15 protein-coding genes are annotated in these 20,387 nt (G+C 35.4%); 1 reads left to right on the forward strand and 14 read right to left on the reverse strand.

Annotated elements, in window-relative coordinates; genetic code table 11:
- Positions 1-34 precede the first annotated feature (34 nt).
- From GQR59_RS14595 to GQR59_RS14660, 14 genes are all read right to left on the reverse strand, one after another.
- Positions 35-802, reverse strand: coding sequence for an NAD(P)-dependent oxidoreductase (locus GQR59_RS14595; protein ID WP_160063888.1), 768 nt, complete (start codon positions 800-802; stop codon positions 35-37).
- The gene (locus tag GQR59_RS14600) at positions 803-2,539 is read right to left on the reverse strand and encodes a tetratricopeptide repeat protein (protein ID WP_160063890.1); all 1,737 of its coding nucleotides are present in this window, start codon (positions 2,537-2,539) and stop codon (positions 803-805) included.
- Entirely contained in the window at positions 2,527-3,378 is an 852-nt protein-coding gene (locus tag GQR59_RS14605) for a sulfotransferase domain-containing protein (RefSeq protein WP_160063892.1), read from the reverse strand. The genes GQR59_RS14600 and GQR59_RS14605 overlap by 13 nt, the downstream gene beginning before the upstream one ends.
- The gene (locus GQR59_RS14610; protein WP_236546780.1) at positions 3,375-7,121 is read right to left on the reverse strand and encodes a glycosyltransferase; all 3,747 of its coding nucleotides are present in this window, start codon (positions 7,119-7,121) and stop codon (positions 3,375-3,377) included. Before GQR59_RS14610 ends, GQR59_RS14605 begins: the two co-directional genes overlap by 4 nt.
- 2 nt (positions 7,122-7,123) lie before the next feature.
- Complete coding sequence (gene rfbB / locus GQR59_RS14615; protein WP_160063894.1) at positions 7,124-8,206, reverse strand: dTDP-glucose 4,6-dehydratase; 1,083 nt, start codon at positions 8,204-8,206, stop codon at positions 7,124-7,126.
- Positions 8,207-8,417: 211 nt separating this feature from the next.
- Positions 8,418-9,335: a dTDP-4-dehydrorhamnose reductase gene (gene rfbD, locus GQR59_RS14620; protein WP_160063896.1), complete on the reverse strand. Its 918-nt coding sequence runs from the start codon at positions 9,333-9,335 to the stop codon at positions 8,418-8,420.
- A 31-nt stretch (positions 9,336-9,366) separates the two neighbouring features.
- A complete protein-coding gene (locus GQR59_RS14625) occupies positions 9,367-10,323 on the reverse strand; it encodes a glycosyltransferase family 2 protein (protein WP_160063898.1) in 957 nt (318 codons plus the stop codon).
- Positions 10,320-11,123, reverse strand: a complete 804-nt coding sequence (locus GQR59_RS14630) for a glycosyltransferase (RefSeq protein WP_160063900.1) — start codon at positions 11,121-11,123, stop codon at positions 10,320-10,322. The genes GQR59_RS14625 and GQR59_RS14630 overlap by 4 nt, the downstream gene beginning before the upstream one ends.
- A gap of 3 nt (positions 11,124-11,126) precedes the next feature.
- A complete protein-coding gene (gene rfbC, locus GQR59_RS14635; RefSeq protein WP_160063902.1) occupies positions 11,127-11,672 on the reverse strand; it encodes a dTDP-4-dehydrorhamnose 3,5-epimerase in 546 nt (181 codons plus the stop codon).
- 1,734 nt (positions 11,673-13,406) lie between these two features.
- On the reverse strand, positions 13,407-14,312 hold the full coding sequence (rfbA, locus tag GQR59_RS14640) for a glucose-1-phosphate thymidylyltransferase RfbA (protein ID WP_160063904.1): 906 nt from the start codon (positions 14,310-14,312) through the stop codon (positions 13,407-13,409).
- Positions 14,313-14,361: 49 nt separating this feature from the next.
- Entirely contained in the window at positions 14,362-15,741 is a 1,380-nt protein-coding gene (locus GQR59_RS14645; protein WP_160063906.1) for a lipopolysaccharide biosynthesis protein, read from the reverse strand.
- Positions 15,742-15,828: 87 nt separating this feature from the next.
- Positions 15,829-16,617 (reverse strand): ABC transporter permease, encoded by a 789-nt coding sequence (locus GQR59_RS14650; RefSeq protein ID WP_160063908.1) that lies wholly within the window; start codon positions 16,615-16,617, stop codon positions 15,829-15,831.
- A 64-nt stretch (positions 16,618-16,681) separates the two neighbouring features.
- Positions 16,682-18,445: a polysaccharide biosynthesis/export family protein gene (locus GQR59_RS14655; RefSeq protein WP_236546781.1), complete on the reverse strand. Its 1,764-nt coding sequence runs from the start codon at positions 18,443-18,445 to the stop codon at positions 16,682-16,684.
- 80 nt (positions 18,446-18,525) lie between these two features.
- Complete coding sequence (locus GQR59_RS14660) at positions 18,526-18,930, reverse strand: hypothetical protein (protein WP_160063910.1); 405 nt, start codon at positions 18,928-18,930, stop codon at positions 18,526-18,528.
- Positions 18,931-19,397: 467 nt separating this feature from the next.
- On the opposite strand from GQR59_RS14660, the gene GQR59_RS14665 reads away from it, so the two are divergent.
- Positions 19,398-20,249 (forward strand): class I SAM-dependent methyltransferase, encoded by an 852-nt coding sequence (locus GQR59_RS14665; RefSeq protein ID WP_160063912.1) that lies wholly within the window; start codon positions 19,398-19,400, stop codon positions 20,247-20,249.
- Positions 20,250-20,387: the final 138 nt, after the last annotated feature.

Genomic DNA, 20,387 nt, shown 5'->3' on the forward strand with positions numbered 1-20,387 from the left:
CTTTTATTATTTTTTATTACTTTTTTATTAACTTTTATGATTCAAAATAACTTTTTATTGCAGTTAATGACTCTTGTGCATTTACTATATAACCATTATCTCCTCCCATAAGTTTTGCATACTTACTTTTCACATCATAACTCACATAATTAGCGGGTTGGGTCGAGACAATTTTCCTTTCTTCAATAGTTAAAGGTGCAATATCAATAATTGATTGTGTTTTAATTGGTTCAACACTTAAGTTTATTAAAGGAATCTTATTTTTAATTACATTTTCAATATCACTATACAAACGCTTAAGTGGGTACCATTGTAAAGATGAATCTGGATTAAGCGTTTCTAATATATTTTTATTTTTCAAATCAAAAACTATATTTTTTGATAAATTATCGGCAACTAAACCTTGCAATCGAATTATATGTAAGTCCTCAAATAGCTCTGCCGCCCTTTCTTCTGCATATAAGCGGTTAGCACCGTAAGCATGTATATTCTTGTTATTTGAAGTGTCTTCATTAGCATTCAAAGGTGGTTGATATACATCAACGGTAGAAATAAACACCACTTTTTTGGCTTCAACACTTTCTAAATAACCAAATAATTGATCAATTAAATTCTTATCTTCTTCTGGATTCTGATTTGCCCACCATTTCTTTGCTTGAATAGCACTAATATATAAAATATCAAAAGTAGTCCCTTTAATATCATTTATATTTGAAGAGTTGTAGCACATTAACTCACCTGGAATAGATAGTTTAATATTTTCACCAACAAACCCTGTATACCCTATTAATCCATTACTCATTTACACTCCCCCAATACTAGATATAACTTTTAAAGATTTATATTTTAACTCTTTCATAAATGGTGAAATGCCACTTAGATACTCTAAAACAATTTTTGATAACTCTTTTGAATCAATATTAAAACTTTGATAGTAATATGCATTACCTGTTGGATTATCTGCCTTATAGTCCGCTAACGTTTTATAATTAGAGTTTGAAGAATAAGAGGAAGGAAGCCAAAAATCAGGAATGGCAAATTCTCTATACTTTTCATCGTCATATATATGGAGATCATTCTTTTCTTCTAAAACACACTTAGAAGAGTAAACTACACCTTTAATATTATTAACCCATTTATATTTAGCTAATCCTGCTCCCCATGGAGCTACAAAAAAGTCTACAATTTCACCCCAAGTAAAACTCAAATTAACACTACAACCGACAAGTGAAATAATACTAGAGTGCTTGCCTTTTAATGCGGCGGAAATTTGAAGTTCAGCTGACAAATCAATATTTGCGTGAGAACTATGCACTTCACTTTCAATAGAATTCATACCATCAATAATAAACCCAGCATTAGGATAATGAAGCAAAACATTATTGATTAATTCCGCGTAGCCTACTTCTTGATTTAGCCATGCTCTGGTTCCACATCTAAGCCCAATTAAAATAATAGGAAAATGACTTTCTCTGAATTTAATTATTTCTTTTATCTTATCATTGCTAATACTAGAAAAAGCACCTTTAACAATTTGATTTGCCGTTGATTCATGAACATAATTAGCCTTTATTGAAAGCTTAAAAACTTGATTTTGATAATTATTTTTATCACTTATATTTTGTTCATTCTCATTAGAAATGAGATGTTCAACGCCTTTTAAATAACTAGGCAATACAGTTGCTTGGGGAACAAAAGAAATAACTTTTTGAGGAAGAACAATATCTCGATAAAGCAATGGATTTGTTGCGCTAACTCCATTCCAAATCGCATGACCTAAATGCTTAAAGTTCTGATTTGATAAAATAACTTGTTTTATTGGGTGTTTTAAATAACTCTCAATATCTTTTTTATATAAAGTCATTGTTCTTAGTAAATTAGCATAATACATCATAAACGAATGAGGTTTTTTATTGTATGTATGCAATTCAGATTGTTGATCTAAATAACCAAAAACAACTGTATTTTTATCAACTAAATAGATTTGAAAAAATAAGAATGGATTTGCCCAGTCACTAAAAAAAGTCAGCAAAAACTTACCGTTTTTAAAAAAATAAGCATCATCCATTAAAGAGTATTCGGTACTTTCTTTACTTCCATCAATAGGCGAAATGAAGGTGATTTTTTTATTAACAAGTGCATTACATATAATTTTATTGCCTAATTTACCATCCCCTTCCGTTGAACAAGGCGCACTTCCTTCTAAACCTAGGAAAGCTTCAAGTTTAACCGTATCTATTAATGTATCAATTACATTACTTGGTAATATTCCTTCTGCATCTTCAATATAAACAAAATTTAATTTGGTTTCAGCAAGCAACTTATATAACCACATTGGCTGTTCAGGATTTATTCTAATCGCTGTCTCAATCGCTTTAGAGGCTTTATTTTTATCCCCTAATGATGCATAACTTTTACCTAAAAACCGATAAACACCATCATTTTCTGGGTATTCCAAGCTCGCAGCCAAAAAATATTCTATTGCAAGATCAATATTTCCAGCTCTTAAAAAATCAACGCCTTTATCTAAGATCCCCATTTATCACACCATAAACCATTATCTTTTAAAGCAGAAATTTCAGGTTCTAACTTTATTTTCATGTAATCAAGCCACTCTACAGGTAAGTCAAAGGATTTTGTTTTATTCACTTTCTTGTTTATATTTTCTATATTAGGTTGGATTTGTTCGATGCCCAAAAAAATTTGTACTTTATTTAACATCTCAATTGGTTGCTCTCTAAAATCCTCAAAATATAAAACCATTAACTCATCATTGTTCAATGACTGCTTTAAAAGTTCATAATTTTTAGCATATTCAGCATTTACCCAAAAGAAGTTCTTATCGAGTAACTCTTTAAAGTTCTCGAAGCCTGCATCCAAAGCTTCATCTTCACGATTCACCCATTTCATATGGAACTTATAATGTGACCATAAACGTTCCAATGGATCTCGAAGCGTATAAATAACTTTGACATTTTTTGCAGCTCTACGTACGTTCTCCCAACCATCGGAACTCATTTGACAATAAAGATTTGAAAAATCAGCGCACAGCTTTTTGTTTGGGTTAAATTTAAATAACTTTTCATACCACTCATTAGAAATTTCAGCATCATGTGCGTAATCTGAATACCATGATATTTCGTCTAGGTTTTGAGAAATAAATTTCGCATTCCCATTCGCATTTTTCTGTAAAACACCTTTTAATTTCAAAATACGATTACGATGATTTAATTGATTTTCAATGCCGACCTTATTCGCAAAATAATGAATTTCTTTTTCCGGAGTAAAGTGTATTTCAGGATGATTCTTTAATTGCTCATAAAGCCAAGTAGTACCAGCTTTCATTGCACCAACACTTAAAAATAGGTTATCAATCACTTGTATATCTCCACTAATTCTAAAATTTGTTTATCAACAATTCGAATATCAACTTGCATTATGTTTTGTTTAAATTGCTTCGGATTTTGATCTATTTTATTAATAGCCTTAGAAAGACGATCTAATTTAGGCTTAATTCGGAAACCAGTTTTTCCTTCAATCAGATCTTCACCAATACCACCTAACTCGCTAGCAACCACCCAACAACCACAAGCGGCAGCTTCTCGCGTCACTAAGCCATAGCTTTCAGGCCACATTGATGGGGCAAATAACACATCTAATTTTTGATAAAGGCTGGTGACCCCTATTTGGCTTACTCGCCCAATAAAAGTAACCGGTACTTTTCCCCAAAAAGTTTTATTCTCAAACCCTTCTGGTTTTGAGTGATCAACAATCAACATTTCAACATTTTTTGGTTGTTCTTGCTCAATCGCTTCTTTGAGTAGGAAGTAACCTTTATGATTGGCCATACCGCCAATATGCGCGCACACCACCTTTTCTGTATGAGCTGTATTTTTAGGCTTCCATTCAACGGTTGAGCTGATGCCATTTTTATTCACCTGAATGTCAGGGTAACCATTTTTATTGTAAATATCAGCGAAGCTTTGTGATACGGTTAATAACTGCTTAGCACCATTCAAGAGAAATTTGTAATAATTAATACGCTCAATAGAATCACTTAACGATACATTGTTAGGTAATACTCTCGGCGCAAACATATCAGGATGGCCATCAGGATAAACATTATCATTCTGGTCTATAAGGAATTGATGATCAGAAATCCACCAAGCATCGTGTGCCGTAATAATATAAGGAATATTATTATCTTTTGTTGCTTCAACAATAGAGGCGGTTAAGCGCTGAACACAATGGAAGTGTACTAAGTCAGGTTTTTCAAGATCTAAAAACGCTTCAAATAGATCATACATATTGTCATCTTTAGGATGCCAATCCATGTTTTCTCTAAATAAAATTGTTGATCGATAAACGGTTACGCCTTGGTGTTGATATGACTCCAATTTGTAAGGTGTTGTACAGCGTTCATCAGAAGTAAATACAACTAACTCATAATCATCGCCGTATTGCTTTTGTAATATATCAAAGTTATCCGATACTACACGAGTTGCACCACCAATCGATTGTGGTGGGAAGAATACATTAACAATAGCGATTTTTTTCTTAGCTTTTTGTACTTTGTTCGTCGTTGGAGTGACTACATTTTGAATATCTTCTACTAGTTGACCACCTAGGGTCTCTAAAGAGTACTCTACTTTGACTCTTTGTAAGGCCTTGTCTGCTATTTTATTTCGTAATTCAGCATCATCCACTAATGAAGTTAAAGCGTCAGTCCATTCTGTAGGCGTTGATGCTAATATCGCATCTTCACCATCATTAATAACATCTCTATAGTTTGCTGTACTGCTTAAAATAGAAGGTACGCTCAAACAAGCCGCTTCAAACCATTTTAACTCGCTTTTACAACCGTTGGTTTCATCATCAATTAAAATAGCTAAGTTAATGTCAGCTTGCTCAAGCAGGTTCCAATAAGCTCTTACACTTTTTACTGGTGGAACCATTGATAATTGCGTAGCAAAAGTGGTTTTAAAACTGTCAGGCAATTCTAAATAACCAGCAATAATTAAACGTGTGTTTTTATGCTTGCTCAATACTTTTTTAAGCGCAGGTAAAGCTAATTCAATAAAGTCAGTATTATGGGCTTGTGTGCCACTACCATAAAAAATATCAATGGTTTTTTTGCCTAACCTTTTACTTGTTGAAAAGTAATTTAAGCTATCTAAACCATTACGGTGTAATAAACAAACACTAGATTTTACTAACTTTGCCAGTTTTTGACGTAACAACTCGGTAGAAGCAATACCAAAACGACATTTTTTGGCTAATGCAGAGAAGTTACCTGACGCTTTACGCAGTTCAATATGCGTATTAATGTCAACATATCCGCCAAATGTTTCTATCGCTGCTGGGTATGATGCATCGAATAATAAGTCGTCAATTTCAAAGAATGACGCTTTACCATTGGCATTAACTTGCGCTAATGCTTTTATGACGTTTGGTACAGAAGGGACTCGGTAAAAGATAACGATATCATGCAAGGCAACTTCACTTGAATTTTGATCTATTTCAGTCCAACTTACCGTCTTAACCGTTTTGCCTTGTAGCTCTAATTGTTCTACTTTTTGGTCAATTCGGTAGCGGATGCATTGAGGAATATGATAATCACCAATAATCAATACTTTTTCTGTATTTAAGTTTGGTTTAAGCGTTGTCACATCATCTGTTGAATAATACTGGTAATAAGCATCATAGATAAGGTCTGTGTATTTTTCGGCACAAGTGATTAGCTCTTTTCTTTGATCTAGGTTACTTAACACTTGCATTTCACCTAGGTTATCTTCGTAAAGTTTTTTACAAAAATCATCAATCCATTCTAATACAAGCGTTTGCTCTGGATTATCTTTTTTGTACTGCACTAAGAATTTTAAGCCACTTGTAATGTTTGTTAGTTTTTCATAACACTGCAATAAAGAACCTAATGCACCAAAACTGATTTTATTATTAAGTTTATAACCATTTTCATAGGCTTTTTGTGCCGTTCTAAAATCGTTTTGCTCAAAATAAGTACCTGCAATAATTTCCATTATTTCATTTGAAGGAAGGAAATAACAAACAATACGCCATGCACTACGCGCATTATGAAGTTTAGCGTGGTCTCCTGTATTTTTAAATTGATTATACAACCCTAACCCTAACCCACGATAAAATCGTGCGTTACTTTCTTTAGTCTCTTCAACCTTAATGGGTTTAGTCATCGATCCTTGCGCTAAATTTAAATAGTCTTGTAGCGTCACTGACAATTCGACATTTCTGTCTAAAACATCAATAAAGTCATAATCTAACGGGTTAAATAGAAGACCGGTGTTATTATGTTTTTCCACCCACTCTTCTAACTGTTTAATACGCCCTTCTTGTTTACCATGGAAATACCAGTGAAATTTAGCATCACTTTCATTCTTTACGCCAGCAGCTAATAAATCAGGGTAGAAGTGTTTATAAAATGAGTAATCAAATTCAAATTGCATTTGTAGTGATTTAGCCACAAATACAGCTTTATTTGGGTAACGTTTTTCATTTTTACCGTCATTTAACCAATGCTGCTTTAATTGCTCTGGTGTTAATTTAGTTAAATCAGGGTAGTGACCTTTGTAAAATTCAATATCTAACTTAGTATCAAGGCCTTTATAAATAACCTCTTCTTTGATCTGTTCTATGCTAGTGCTGAACTGTGCCGTTTCTATTAGCGTTTTAGCCGATAAAAAATCAATTTGAATCGTCAATTTTGGTAAATTCAACCATTCTTTTTTAATATCTTTTTGAGTTAACACATAAGTAAAACTTGCTTTAGGATCTTTTAAAATAGCTTTGAGGTCTTCTCTATGTTCTTTACATGAGACTTCTGCAATTTTATTATCTTCAATAAAAATAACAACAGTATCCGCTTGCTTAGCCCAACCTTGAATTGAGTCCCCTACTAAACCATCAATATATACATTCGGTATTTTTACTGGGGCTTTAATAGGTTCAGCCTTAACATTTTCAGTTTTAATGGTATCTGCTTTAATAGGGCGAGTAATGGCTTCAGACTTTTCATCTGATCCAATTCCTTTTTCTATTGCAGTCACTTTATCTTTCAAGACTGTCTTTTCCATTTTATTTTTATCCATTATTACTTCTCTTCCAATAAAGGTGACCACCAGTCTTCTTTTGACAAGTACCATTCAATCGTTTTACGAATACCTGTTTCAAAAGACTCTACAGGTTTGTAACCTAATTCATTATTGGTTTTAGTCGCGTCAATTGCATAGCGCCAATCATGGCCTGCTCTATCAGTCACAAAAGTAATTAACTGTTCAGCTTTGTTTTCAAATACTGTTTTAGCCAGTGGATATGCGGTTGCTAGTGCAGGATTTTTTTGGAACTGTTCGTTCATTAGTTGACAAACTAATTTAACAATATCGATATTAGCCCATTCATTATGGCCACCGATATTGTAGTTTTCACCTAGACGACCTTTGTTTAGCACCAACTCAATGCCACGAGCATGATCTTCTACGTATAACCAGTCTCGGATTTGTTGACCATCGCCATAAACAGGTAATGGTTTATCATGAAGAATATTAGTAATAATCAGTGGAATAAGTTTTTCAGGGAAATGATAAGGACCATAGTTGTTTGAACAGTTAGAGGTAGTCACTTCTAAACCGTAAGTATGGTGATAAGCACGAACAAGATGGTCAGATGCGGCTTTAGACGCTGAATAAGGTGAATTTGGTGCATAAGCCGTTTCTTCAGTAAATGCAGGATCGTTTGGCCCTAGCTCTCCGTAAACTTCATCTGTTGATACATGATGGAAGCGATGTTTAAGTGGCGCTTTACCGTCTGCTTTCGGCTCGTCAATCCATACTTTTTTAGCCGCTTTTAATAGGCTGTAAGTCCCAATGATATTGGTTTCAATAAAAGCATCAGGGCCAGTGATTGAACGGTCGACATGTGATTCAGCAGCAAAGTGTACTAATGTATCAATGCTATGCTCTTTTAATAGCGTTTCTACTAATGCAGTATCGCAAATATCACCGTGCGCAAATACAAAATTTGGGTTGCTTTCTACTGATGCAAGACTTTCACGGTTACCTGCATAAGTTAATGCATCTAATACAACCACTTTATCTTGAGGATTGTTTGCAAGCCAATATAAAACGTAGTTAGCACCAATAAAACCTGCACCACCTGTTACTAATAAATTTCGCATATCACTATTCCGTCTTTTTTGGTTAATATTTATAACGCTGTCATGTTCTAACTTTTTAAGTTCACAACGTTTAATTAAATTGAGCAGAGTTCCCTATCTAAGGTTTATTAGCTGCTTTTTTATAATTTAAGGTTTGAATTTACCTAATCGTTAACTTATCTAATTGCTAACTTATCTATTTGCTAACTTAGTTAGATAAACTCTTTAATCTTCAATTTGCTTTCAATTCATCCATCATTGTAGATAGCTGTTTTCGCCAATGCGTTGTTTCTACTCCACTCGCTTGCTCAGCTGACTGTTTATCAATCACGCTAAAACTTGGGCGTTGCGCTGGTGTAGGGTAAGCACTTGCTGGTATTGGACGTACTGGAATGGATTTATCAAGCAACCCTTTTTCAATGGCTAATTCTTGTATTGCCACGGCGAAGTCATACCATGAGCAAACACCTGCATCTGTCCAATGTAAAACTTGAGCTGTATTTGGTGTTGATGCTGATGTTGATATTGATTCAGTCTCTTGTGGATTTTGGGTTTTGCTTGCTAACGCCCATATCATGGTCGCTAACCCTTTAGCCCAAGTAGGTGTACCGACTTGATCGTAGACAATGCCTAATTGATCTTTTTCAGCCATTAGGCGTAACATTGTTTTGACAAAATTATTGCCATTAACAGAATATACCCAAGCGGTACGAATGATGGTCGCTTGACTCCCTAAAATAGCATTCACTTTAATATCACCAGCGAGTTTTGAAGCGCCATAAACATTAATGGGGTTTACTTGATCATCAGTTTGATAAGGGGTTGTTTTGGTACCGTCAAAAACAAAATCCGTTGAGACATGAATTAACTTAGCTTCAATTTTTTTACAGGCAAGGGCTAGATATTCACTGCCTAGATCATTAACCGCATAAGCTGTTTCTGTATCGGTTTCTGCTTTGTCTACTGCAGTATAAGCAGCCGCATTAATTACTATGTCTGGCTGAAATTGTTCAATCGTATGATTAACTTGATTTACGTCGGTAATATCTAAGTCTTGTGCAGAGCAACTAAGCAGCTGTACGCTTTTAGGTACTAACCTCTCTAATTCCCAGGCTAACTGGCCGCCTTTCCCTGTAATTAATACTTTCATAACAACCTTATTCGTTTTTAATTGTGCATTTTTAATGCCGTTGACGTTTACTTGTTAAAAGCGATATCAAAAGAGCAAGTCTACCTAAAAAATGAGAACGAGTCACATTCCCTTTACAAAAATAAGATATTTTTTTGTGTATAGGCAGATAATTCAAAGAGCTTAGTATATTAATTGTTCTATTTGGTATCATTTTATTTTTTTGTTCAAATGCCTGAAAAGCAATTGCTTGGTTAATAAGCGCTTGTTGGCTTTTTTTAAATGCTTTCAAATGTTTAAAAAATTGAAAGCATAAAGAGAACAGACTTCGGTGTTTTGCGCCAATGACATTCGCATGATGCTGACGATATTGAATTAATGCTTGATCAATAAATACAATTTCACCACAGCGATGTGCGACTAACCCTAACCACCAATCATGCATATAGGCTTTTTCAGGCATCGGTAAGGCTTTATCAATTAATGCACGATTAAATAACATGGTGCAACCTGAAATGACGTTCTGTTGGCATAGTTGATTAAACTTAAAATGCCATTCTTTGCTGATATTTTTCAGTTTGAAATAGCTGTTACAGATCTGTTGTAAATTTTCATCTACGATTTGTTTATCACTGAAAATTAATAACGGAGTGTGGGGAGGTAAGGTACTTTCAGCTTGCTTTAGGTGTTGCATAGAGAGTTCTATTTTATGAGGTAACCAAATATCATCTTGGTCACACAGCATAATGTAGTCAGCAGTACTTTGGCTTAATCCAAAGGCGAAGTTATCTTTAGGGCCTTTTTTTCCACTACTGTTTTCAATCCAAATTATTTTATTGTCTTGTTCGGCTAATGTAGCAACAATATTTTGTGTGTTATCCGTTGAACCATCATCAGTGACAATGATTTTATTAACCCATTTATGATAGCCGACATTAGCTTGTATTGATTTTATCTGCTCAGCTAAAAAAGCTTGGCCATTGTAGGTCGCTAGTACGATATCAATCATTTTTTATAGCGATTTTGGTATTCAAGGCTCGAGTTTAATGCTGACTCTTGCTTCTTACCAAATGAATATTTAAAGACACTTTGCACATGCCAAAAGAAGTATTTACTTAAGAACTGCTTGCTTGAGCAGCGTCTGAAGTGAACCGCTTTGACATCTTCAAAATACTGAAGAGGAAAGCCCGCTTTATTGGCTCTAAAACTAAAATCGATATCTTCACAATACATATAATAACGTTCATCTAAGCCATTAAGCTGATTATAGACATCAGCTTTTACAATCAGAAACGCACAACTTGCCCAGTATTTTTTAGAGGGGGATAAGCCTTTTTTACGATTAACCATAGTAGAGCGATCATTGAGCAGGTAAGTTTTTACAAAACTAGAAAATTTAGGGTATAGGCGAATATTATCGTCTTGCACCATCTCTTCTCTATCGAGGTATAGGTTAGCCGCACCTAAGTTTGTAGTACCTTCTTTTAAGTTTTCAATCAGTTTCAATATATTGGACTTGGTAATAAACACATCAGGGTTTAACAGAATGAAGTAGTCATCTTCTTCCATGCCTAGTTCAAATTTACAATGCATGTAATTCGCATTGTTATTAGCAGAAAATCCTTGTTCGTGGCTATTTGCAATATAATGAGCGCCATATTTATCACAATATTTTTGTAGTTTATGTACTGGGTCGTTATCTCTGCATACAACGGTTATTTCATCGTATTTAAATAATGTTTTAATGGTACCTAAATTGATGATCACATCATGGTGGCGATGAGACACTATTGAGATAAATATGCGCATTAATTACAGCTTTGGTGCGTCAGAGAAGCTTAAACCGTTTTCATCTTTTGCAGATAATAATGGTTTTTGATCTGGATTGATTGGCCATTCGATATTGATTTCAGGATCATCCCATTTGATTGAAACTTCTGCACTTGGGTTGTAGATATCTGTGCATTTGTATACGAACTCAGCTTCATCGGTTGTTACATAAAAGCCGTGTGCAAAGCCTTCTGGTACCCAAAGTTGACGTTTATTTTCTGCTGAGAGTAAAACACCAGCCCATTGACCAAATGTAGGTGAGTCTTTACGCATATCAACTGCAACATCAAATACTTCACCTTTTGTTACGCGGACTAATTTACCCTGTGTATTTTCAGTTTGGTAATGTAGACCACGTAAAATGCCGTGACTTGATTTGCTGTGATTTTCTTGAACAAATTCACGCTCACCACAATGTTCGTTAAATAACGTAGTACGGAATGTTTCCATAAAGAAACCACGTTCGTCACCAAACACTTGTGGTTCAACAATTTTTACATCAGGAATATTTGTTTCTATAAATTTCATATATACACTCAGTTATAAATTAGATAACACTTAAAAATATTGAAAAATCAATCCTAAAGCCTTCAAACACAATTAGCTCAAGATTATGAGTAGGGTGCAAGTCGCTCAAGCTTTTGAACTCGGGGCGCTGGCTTTAGCCTGCAGGGGTTTGTGTGTTGATTTTTGATTGTTAACTACAAAGTCAAAAAACTAACACATGTAAACATTAAAATCTGCAAGCTAAAGCATGCGCCCCTTACAAGATGTATCGTACCTTACAATGTTGTTCGTCAATTACGTTATATCAAAAATCAACACCCTCGCTCATCTCAACATAATTGCGATAGCTATCAAGCGCAGCTTGATATTCGCGGCGCTGGCTTTAGCCTGCAGGGTTTTGTGTGTTGTTTTTTGATTGTTAACTACAAAGTCAAAAAATCAACACATGTAAACATTAAAATCTGCAAGCTAAAGCATGCGCCCCTTACAAGATGTATCGTACCTTACAATGTTGTTCGTCAATTACGTTATATCAAAACTCAACATCATCGCTCATCTCAACATAGTTGCGATAGCTATCAAGCGTAGCTTGATATTCGGGGCGCTGGCTTTAGCCTGCAGGGTTTTGTGTGTTGTTTTTTGATTGTTAACTACAAAGTCAAAAAATCAACACATGTAAACATTAAAATCTGCAAGCTAAAGCATGCGCCCCTTACAAGATGTATCGCATACAACGATTAGCTTTGCTGAACAAAGCGAATCATAAATGGCACTAGGTTCAAACTTCAAGCTCAAAAGACTAAGGTCAAAACAAGCAGGCTGAAGCCAGCGCCCCTTACAAGATGTATCGTATCTTACAATGTTGTTCGTCAATTACGTTATATCAAAAATCAACACCAACACCTAAAGACTAAGGTCAAAACAAGCAGGCTGAAGCCAGCGCCCCTTACAAGATGTATCGTATCTTACAATGTTGTTCGTCAATTACGTTATATCAAAAATCAACACCGTACTCATTTCAACATAATTGCGATAGCTATCAAGCGTAGCTTGATATTCGGGGCGCTGGCTTTAGCCTGCAGGGTTTTGTGTGTTGTTTTTTGATTGTTAACTACAAAGTCAAAAAATCAACACATGTAAACATTAAAATCTGCAAGCTAAAGCATGCGCCCCTTACAAGATGTATCGCATACAACGATTAGCTTCGCTGAACAAAGCGAACCATAAATGGCACTAGATTCAAACTTCAAGGTCAAAAGATTAAGGTCAAAACAAGCAGGCTAAAGCCAGCGCCCTTTACAAGATGTATCGCATCTTACAATGTTGTTCGTCAATTACGTTATACCAAAAATCAACACCCTCGCTCATCTCAACATAGTTGCGATAGCTATCAAGCGTAGCTTGATATTCGGGGCGCTGGCTTTAGCCTGCAGGGTTTTGTGTGTTGTTTTTTGATTGTTAACTACAAAGTCAAAAAATCAACACATGTAAACATTAAAATCTGCAAGCTAAAGCATGCGCCCCTTACAAGATGTATCGCATACAACGATTAGCTTCGCTGAGCAAAGCGAACCAAACCATAAATGACTAAAACAACATAAAAATCAGAGACTAAGGTCAAAACAAGCAGGCTGAAGCCAGCGCCCCTTACAAGATGTATCGTATCTTATAATGCTGCTCGTCAATTACGTTATACCAAAAATCAACACCAAAACCTAAAGACTAAAATCAACATACTATTAAGGTTATAGTTAGCTAGGTACTTGGTAGAATTCTACGTTCTAAAAGGCTTAATAGGTATTCGCCGTAGCCTGATTTTTTCAATGGCTCTGCTAACTTTCTGATACCTTTCTCGTCGATGTAGCCCATACGGAAAGCGATTTCACCTGGGCAACATACTTTTAAGCCTTGGCGTTTTTCGATAGCGCGGATGTATAATGCGGCATCTAGCAGGTCATCTAATGTCCCTGTATCTAGCCATGCGGTGCCTCGCCCCATTACTTCTACTTTTAGCGTTTCGTTCGTGAGGTATTGCTCAATAACGTCTGTGATTTCTAATTCACCGCGTGGTGATGGTTTTACATTTTTTGCATATTGAACAACATCTGCATCGAAAAAGTATAACCCTGGTACTGCGTATGATGATTTTGGTTCCACTGGTTTCTCTTCAATCGAGATCGCTTGCCCTGCATCATTAAACTCTACAACACCATAAGACGTTGGATTTGAAACATAATAACCAAATACCGTCGCGCCTTTTTCTTGTTGATTGGCTTTTTGTAATGATTTAGCTAAATCATGACCATAGAAAAGATTATCACCTAAGATTAACGCAGCAGGGCAACCGTCTAAAAACTCTTCCGCTAATAAGAAAGCTTGTGCTAAACCATCAGGGCTTGGTTGTACTACATATTCAATTTTAACGCCCCATTGTGAACCATCTTTTAATAACTCTTTAAATCTAGGCAGCTCTAACGGTGTTGAAATAACTAATATCTCTGTGATACCCGCCATGAATAAATTAGACATCGGATAATAGATCATAGGTTTATCATAAACAGGCATCAATTGCTTGCTCACTACTTTTGTTAACGGATAAAGCCTTGTACCTGAACCACCGGCTAAGATAATTCCTTTACGGTTTAATGGGTTCTTATTCATGCTGATTCCTTTTCATATTTACTTTGAAAACTCTAATATTAATTAAGGCTTATTTTAATTCGCGAATAGTACTGATAATTATTTTTCCTATGCCAAATGCTAGGCTTAACAACAGTAAAAACAACGAAATATTATAAACAACATCCGGGTACTTGCTGTCTTCACTTAATGTTGCTTGTTCTACAACAATTAAGTATTTAAGTTGACGATAAGCTTCTATTCTTGACTTCTCTAATGAGATTTGTGAAGAGGTATAAGCTTGCAATGCAAGATCCATTTTGATTTTATAGTCAGTAAATTTAGATAAAAGTTCACTAATCGGGATCTCATCTAACCCAGACTGTGATAATTTATCTCTTTCTATTTCTAATTGCGCATTCAGTGCCTTTAATTCATTTTCTAATCCTCTCACTTGCGGAGAGCTGGCACTCATGATGGCTTTAAGTGTTTTTATTTCAGTTTGTTTAACCGCGATTTTACCTTCAAGGGTATAGGTTATCTCTTGCTTCGCAGTCCCCTCCGCCGTTGGATCAAGTAGGTTATATTTTTGTTGGTAAGTTAATAAATCTTTCTGTGCATTAGCTAAACGCTCTTCGATTAATTTATGCTCTCCTTGCATAAAACCGAGTTGTGCATTCGCTAATTGATGTCCTATGGAGTTGATAAACCACTCAGCTCTTTCAACCACTGTATTGGTTAGTAATTGAGCATAATCACTATCGAATGCTTGTGTACTAATGGTGATCACGCCCGATTTATCATCAATAATTACGTCGAGATGTTCTTGATAATACTGATCTAACGTTTCTCTCGAATCTGATTCATGAATCCCACTAAAATAATCAATAAACGATTGAGAATAATGCTCTCTTAATGCAATTTTATTGTTTAAATAGTCAATCATGTCATTAGAATAAATATAGGCTTTGACTAACTCTGGATCAGAGCCTCCACCTGAACCGCCAAGCCCAGTTAATAAGGCCATACCAGAGTCTAAGGTAGAAGCACTATCAGGTTGCTGTACTATTACCTTTGCTTGGCTTTCAAAACGATTGGTTGCCCAAAGCAATTGATAAGCAGAAAAAATTAACACAGGAATAATCACAAAAAGCATATAAGGTGACAGCGCGGACAACTTTGACCATATTTTAGACGGTAGTTCTTTTTTCAGAGAAGCTTGTTGCTTACCTTTTGCGGCGACAGGAGTATTGGTATTACTCATTTTTTGAGACGCATTAGAAGTTGCACCTTTATTATTGGGTGCTTGTGTTGGTCTATCCTGCAGTTTTTTGACACGTATTAAAATACGAGCCGACAAATCTGGGTCAGTATTTGCTAATTCTTCAGCTTTATTTTTTAGAAAATCGACGCTGTTAAACTCTTGTGGTTTAAGTGACTTCTGCAATGCTTTAAATCGTTGTTCTATCATAATTTAACATAAAGGCTCAAAGCTAGGAGCTTAAAGGCTTGTTATAAAAAAGAAACTCTCTAACCAATAGGGTCTTCAAGTCATTATTTACCGGCTTATCGCCTGTTTCCAACTCACGTGATAACAAGCTAAAGCAAAAAACATGCTCACCAATACACACATATCAAAAAAGAAATAACTCACCCCTTCATGCCCATAACTTGGATAAGCGGCATAACGAGTTAGTTCAATAGCATGCAATAAAGGATTCCAATCTAGGTAATGCCAATATTCCCGAGGGATATCTTGTAAGCTAAAGAAGATCCCAGAGATGAAGAATAACGGACGAGTGATTAATTGAAGAATTTTTTTAAGCTCAGGTATATAACAATAAGATAAACCAAATATAGTCCCTAAACTAACAGCAAGTAACCAAACTTTACTAAAGTTAAAGATAATTGAAATGGCATCATGTACATGTATATCGATTCTTGCCACAAAACAAATTACTGCAATAGTTAATACTACAAATATTTTAACTAATAACTCAAAAAAACTAATTGCAATAACAGAACTAATTGGCTGGACTTGTCTAAAAGCATAAAGAGGTTTATTTTTTTGTATTGCACCACTACTTGCCCCTAAAACACCCAAGAAAAATTGAACTAATATCATACCATATACCATAAAGAACATGGTTGGCATTCCATGAGTATCTCCATTACCCGATGCAAAGGTTCTTAAAGCAGTCATTCCTCCAATTAAAATCAGAGGGGATACAACAGCCCAAATTAAACCAATTTTATCGGTTGATTGGCTTTTTATCTCTCTTAAAAAGATAGCAAATATCACATCACCCCATACTTTTAGGGTTGAGCGTTTTTTAACTAATGCCATTAAACCAGTCTCATTGATAAAAGTTTAAACTGGCTTATCAAATGGTGTGTTACATCAGCATTCATTATCGAATAGCCACGTTTGCTGCAATAGCGATTTGATAAACTATTTGGGTAATATCTTTCACTGCTTGCACAATTTTAGTGTCCACTTTAGGTAACACTAGAATTTGATCACCACGTTGTATTTTCATATTTTTGGCTTCTTCGCCTTCTTTCACAAAAATAACAATGCCATTAGCTCGCACAATTGAAATACGTTCATCTTCAGCTCTATCGGTAAAGCCGCCTGCCCAAGCAATATAATCATCAACTGTTGCATTTGGGTTAAACACAACCGCTTGTGGCAATAGTACTTCACCACCAATATTGATTAAATCCGTGTAATGCGGAATAACGATTTGATCGCCTTTTTCTAATAGAATATTAGCGGTCGAGCCATTATCAGAAACAATTACTTTACCTAGCGGTTTAACTTGCCTTGCTTTTTCAACAAATTGCATCACCATTTCGGCTTCTTTTGCACGAATAGAAGCTTCACCGTCAGAAGACGCTGGTGCGGTAAATACACTACGCTCGAGTCTGTCTAATGAATCATCTAAGATCTGTTTTTGACGTTCAGCCACGCTTTTACGCAGGATATAAATAGACTTGTTATCCGTAAGTGCAGGCACAATTGGAATGGCGTTTAAAACATCATGCAGACGCGCGCTTTTTTTGACGGCAAAGTATGATGGGCCTAAATAACTACCTGACACTTGAACATCGATGACTTGAGCGTGAGAGTCGTCGTTAAACACTAAGCTGTCACCATCTTGTAATGTGTAGTTTAAGAAGTCTTTGTATTCTAGGTAGACAGAGAATGGGCCTGTCACTCGATTACCAAACACACCCACATGGCTTATTTTGGCAAGCGGCAAGGCAAATTGAGCCAGCTCACTGCCTTTAGTTTGAATGTTTTTTAGTTCGAATCGGAAAGGGTTTTTAACACCACCGGCAACATTAACGGCTGATTTCTGTGGTTTAACTAATATAACGTCTTTATCTTTAAAGGTAATGTTAGGTAGTCGACCTGTTTGGATAAAGGTGTATAAATCCACTTCTTTTAATATTTTATTATTACGGATAATTTGAATGCTACGGTAACTTCCTCGATCAGAGTCAATGCCACCTGCGCGTTTTAGAAAGTACAAGACGCTATCCGATGCCATACCTGCATATTGACCAGGACGAATGATTGCTCCTGATAAGTAAACACTAACAGGTGTTGCCGTTAATAAGTTGACGTAAACTTCAACGTTATTGGTGTAGGTCTGTTTTATTTTTGATTGGACGAGTTTATTGATATTACTCGCAGGTACATCTAAAACATTAATTGGGCCTATATTAGGAATAAAGATATTCCCTTGGCTATCCACGGTTACGATATTAGAGTAAGTCACCGCACCCCATATCCAGATGTTTATTTTGTCGCCAGCGGCAATCAGGTAGTTTTCATTTAAGCCATCAACACGTTCTGTTTCATATCCACCAGCGAATAAATTTGCACCATATGGCGGCGGGTTATCTTCGCCTGATGATGGCAATAACTCACGAACATCGACTTCACCAGGTAGTAACACACCTGAACGATTTTGCTTTTGGTAAGATCCGGTTTCTAAACTTGTTTCAGTATTGCTCGTATCTATTTGCGGTATACCGTTGCTTGTTCCACTTTGCAGATCAATAGAGCTTGGCTCAAAAGCGGCAAATGCATTAGGCAATAAAAAACAGCTTGAAAGTAATCCAACCGTGGCTATTTTTAGTAAGTCCATTTTTAATAAATTCATTTTTTAACTCAATATTGAATAAGTTTGTGACGCTATAAGTTGTCTTAGTGCTATCAATAGCTTTTTATACATAACTTTAATTATAAAGTAATGTTATCGTCAGATTCGATAATCGCATTTTCTAGAAACCAAGATTTAACTAATTTATCGTTTTCTTTGTAAGTGATTTCACAAGCAATTCTTTTTTTAGACTGCGCACCTGATTCAGAAAATATCAGTTGACGACATGGGTAGCCTAATGCGGATACATAAGTAGGCATCAAAGCAACGTCATATTGTCCATGTGTTAATTGTGTAGAAGATGGGTTACTTAATGTCGCAGAGAAATTTGCAGGTAATACTTTTTGGTCAGGTTTAGCGTCGTTACTACTAACGAGTGGAATAGAGGCATACACTTCTCTCGGTTTACTGGTACACGCTGTTAGTGCTAAAACCACAGGCACTAATAAGTATTTATAATGTTTAGAAGATAAAATATTAATCATAATTACAACTCTAAAAATACCTAAAAAAAGATAATTTTGATAAAAAAAGAAACGAATCATAACAAAGTGGTGCAATTGGAGCAATCTAAAAGAGCTTACTTGGAATACTCTCTTTTTCAAAAGATCCTAAAAAATAAACCTTTATATTTATTTTTTGTACTGTTAACGATCAATTCATCATATTTCAATTTAAAATAAAGCTAAATATTAAGTAAAATATCAAACAACAAAAAAACATCTTTCCCCTCTTTAAAAAACTTAATATTTTTTAAAGATAAAAGTGGTGCAATAATATTTTCAAAATTAGCACAATATTTTAAGGACTAATGTGACACCATGATCACATTAATATAAAATATATTATCAACCAATTTCATTTGTACTTTATTTTAAAACAACATTTGTAAAAAAGTTTATTTTCGACAGTCTATCGCTCCGATTCACCTTCTATAAAAGTTAACATTCCTATGATCAAACGCACTTTTACTACTCCTTGGCATGACTATGAACTCATTGATGCCGGTAATAACCAAAAGCTTGAGCGTTGGGGAAATGTTTATACAATTCGCCCTGAAATGAATGCTTACTTTGAACCTGTACTTTCAAAAAAACAATGGCTAGCTAAAGCACACTTTGAGTTTATTGAAAGTAGCAGTAGTGCTGGTGAATGGAAGACACTACAAGGTAATTTGGAACATGATTGGCAGATTAAGTTCAATAACATCACAATTAATTTGCATCTGACTAAATTCAAACATGTTGGGTTATTTCCAGAACAACGCGCTAATTGGGATTTTATTGCTGATAACCTTCAATCTGGCGACCGTTTCTTGAACCTCTTTGCTTATACAGGTGTGGCTTCATTAGTAGCAAGAGATCAGAGCGCTGAAGTGCTACATTGTGATTCTGTTAAGCAAATCATTAAATGGGGCAAAGAGAACATGGAGTCCTCTGGTTTAACAGATGTGCATTGGGTTTTAGAAGATGCATTGAAATTTGCTCAGCGTGAAATAAAACGCGGAAAACAATACCAAGGTTTGATAATGGATCCTCCCGCTTTTGGTATCGGCGCAAAGAAAGAACGCTGGAAGATTGAAAACAAATTCCCAGAGCTTATAGAAGCAGCCTTAGCCTTACGCGCCAAAGGTGGTTTTATTATTGCCAACACTTATTCCCCTCGCCTAGATGCAGAACGTATTCGTCAAATCACCAGTGATTTATGTAACGGCGAAAAAGTACAAGTCACCACCCTAAGCGTAAAAAGCCAAACAGGTAAGATACTAGACTACGGGTTAAGAACAGTTATTACTGGTGATTAGTTTTGGTTTGTAAGGGAGTTTGCACACTTTATAAGTAACATTAGTTTCGGGGTGGTAAGCACATGAGAGGGACTCTCTTGTGCCTCTTCGACTTTGGTCAGTAGAAGTTTATGTGTTAATTTTTCAGTTTATGTTGAA

Origin of the sequence: Psychromonas sp. L1A2 (assembly GCF_009828855.1) — a bacterium.
Classification (GTDB): domain Bacteria; phylum Pseudomonadota; class Gammaproteobacteria; order Enterobacterales; family Psychromonadaceae; genus Psychromonas.

Bases quoted from the DNA above. Each gene is read 5' to 3' on its own strand.
- GQR59_RS14630 (WP_160063900.1), bottom strand. From the start codon at position 11,123: ATGCGCATATTTATCTCAATAGTGTCTCATCGCCACCATGATGTGATC.
- GQR59_RS14625 (WP_160063898.1), bottom strand. From the start codon at position 10,323: ATGATTGATATCGTACTAGCGACCTACAATGGCCAAGCTTTTTTAGCT.
- rfbD (WP_160063896.1), bottom strand. From the start codon at position 9,335: ATGAAAGTATTAATTACAGGGAAAGGCGGCCAGTTAGCCTGGGAATTA.
- rfbA (WP_160063904.1), bottom strand. From the start codon at position 14,312: ATGAATAAGAACCCATTAAACCGTAAAGGAATTATCTTAGCCGGTGGT.
- GQR59_RS14655 (WP_236546781.1), bottom strand. From the start codon at position 18,445: ATGAATTTATTAAAAATGGACTTACTAAAAATAGCCACGGTTGGATTA.
- GQR59_RS14645 (WP_160063906.1), bottom strand. From the start codon at position 15,741: ATGATAGAACAACGATTTAAAGCATTGCAGAAGTCACTTAAACCACAA.
- rfbB (WP_160063894.1), bottom strand. From the start codon at position 8,206: ATGCGAAATTTATTAGTAACAGGTGGTGCAGGTTTTATTGGTGCTAAC.
- GQR59_RS14595 (WP_160063888.1), bottom strand. From the start codon at position 802: ATGAGTAATGGATTAATAGGGTATACAGGGTTTGTTGGTGAAAATATT.
- GQR59_RS14650 (WP_160063908.1), bottom strand. From the start codon at position 16,617: ATGGCATTAGTTAAAAAACGCTCAACCCTAAAAGTATGGGGTGATGTG.
- rfbC (WP_160063902.1), bottom strand. From the start codon at position 11,672: ATGAAATTTATAGAAACAAATATTCCTGATGTAAAAATTGTTGAACCA.
- GQR59_RS14610 (WP_236546780.1), bottom strand. From the start codon at position 7,121: ATGGATAAAAATAAAATGGAAAAGACAGTCTTGAAAGATAAAGTGACT.
- GQR59_RS14665 (WP_160063912.1), top strand. From the start codon at position 19,398: ATGATCAAACGCACTTTTACTACTCCTTGGCATGACTATGAACTCATT.
- GQR59_RS14660 (WP_160063910.1), bottom strand. From the start codon at position 18,930: ATGATTAATATTTTATCTTCTAAACATTATAAATACTTATTAGTGCCT.
- GQR59_RS14600 (WP_160063890.1), bottom strand. From the start codon at position 2,539: ATGGGGATCTTAGATAAAGGCGTTGATTTTTTAAGAGCTGGAAATATT.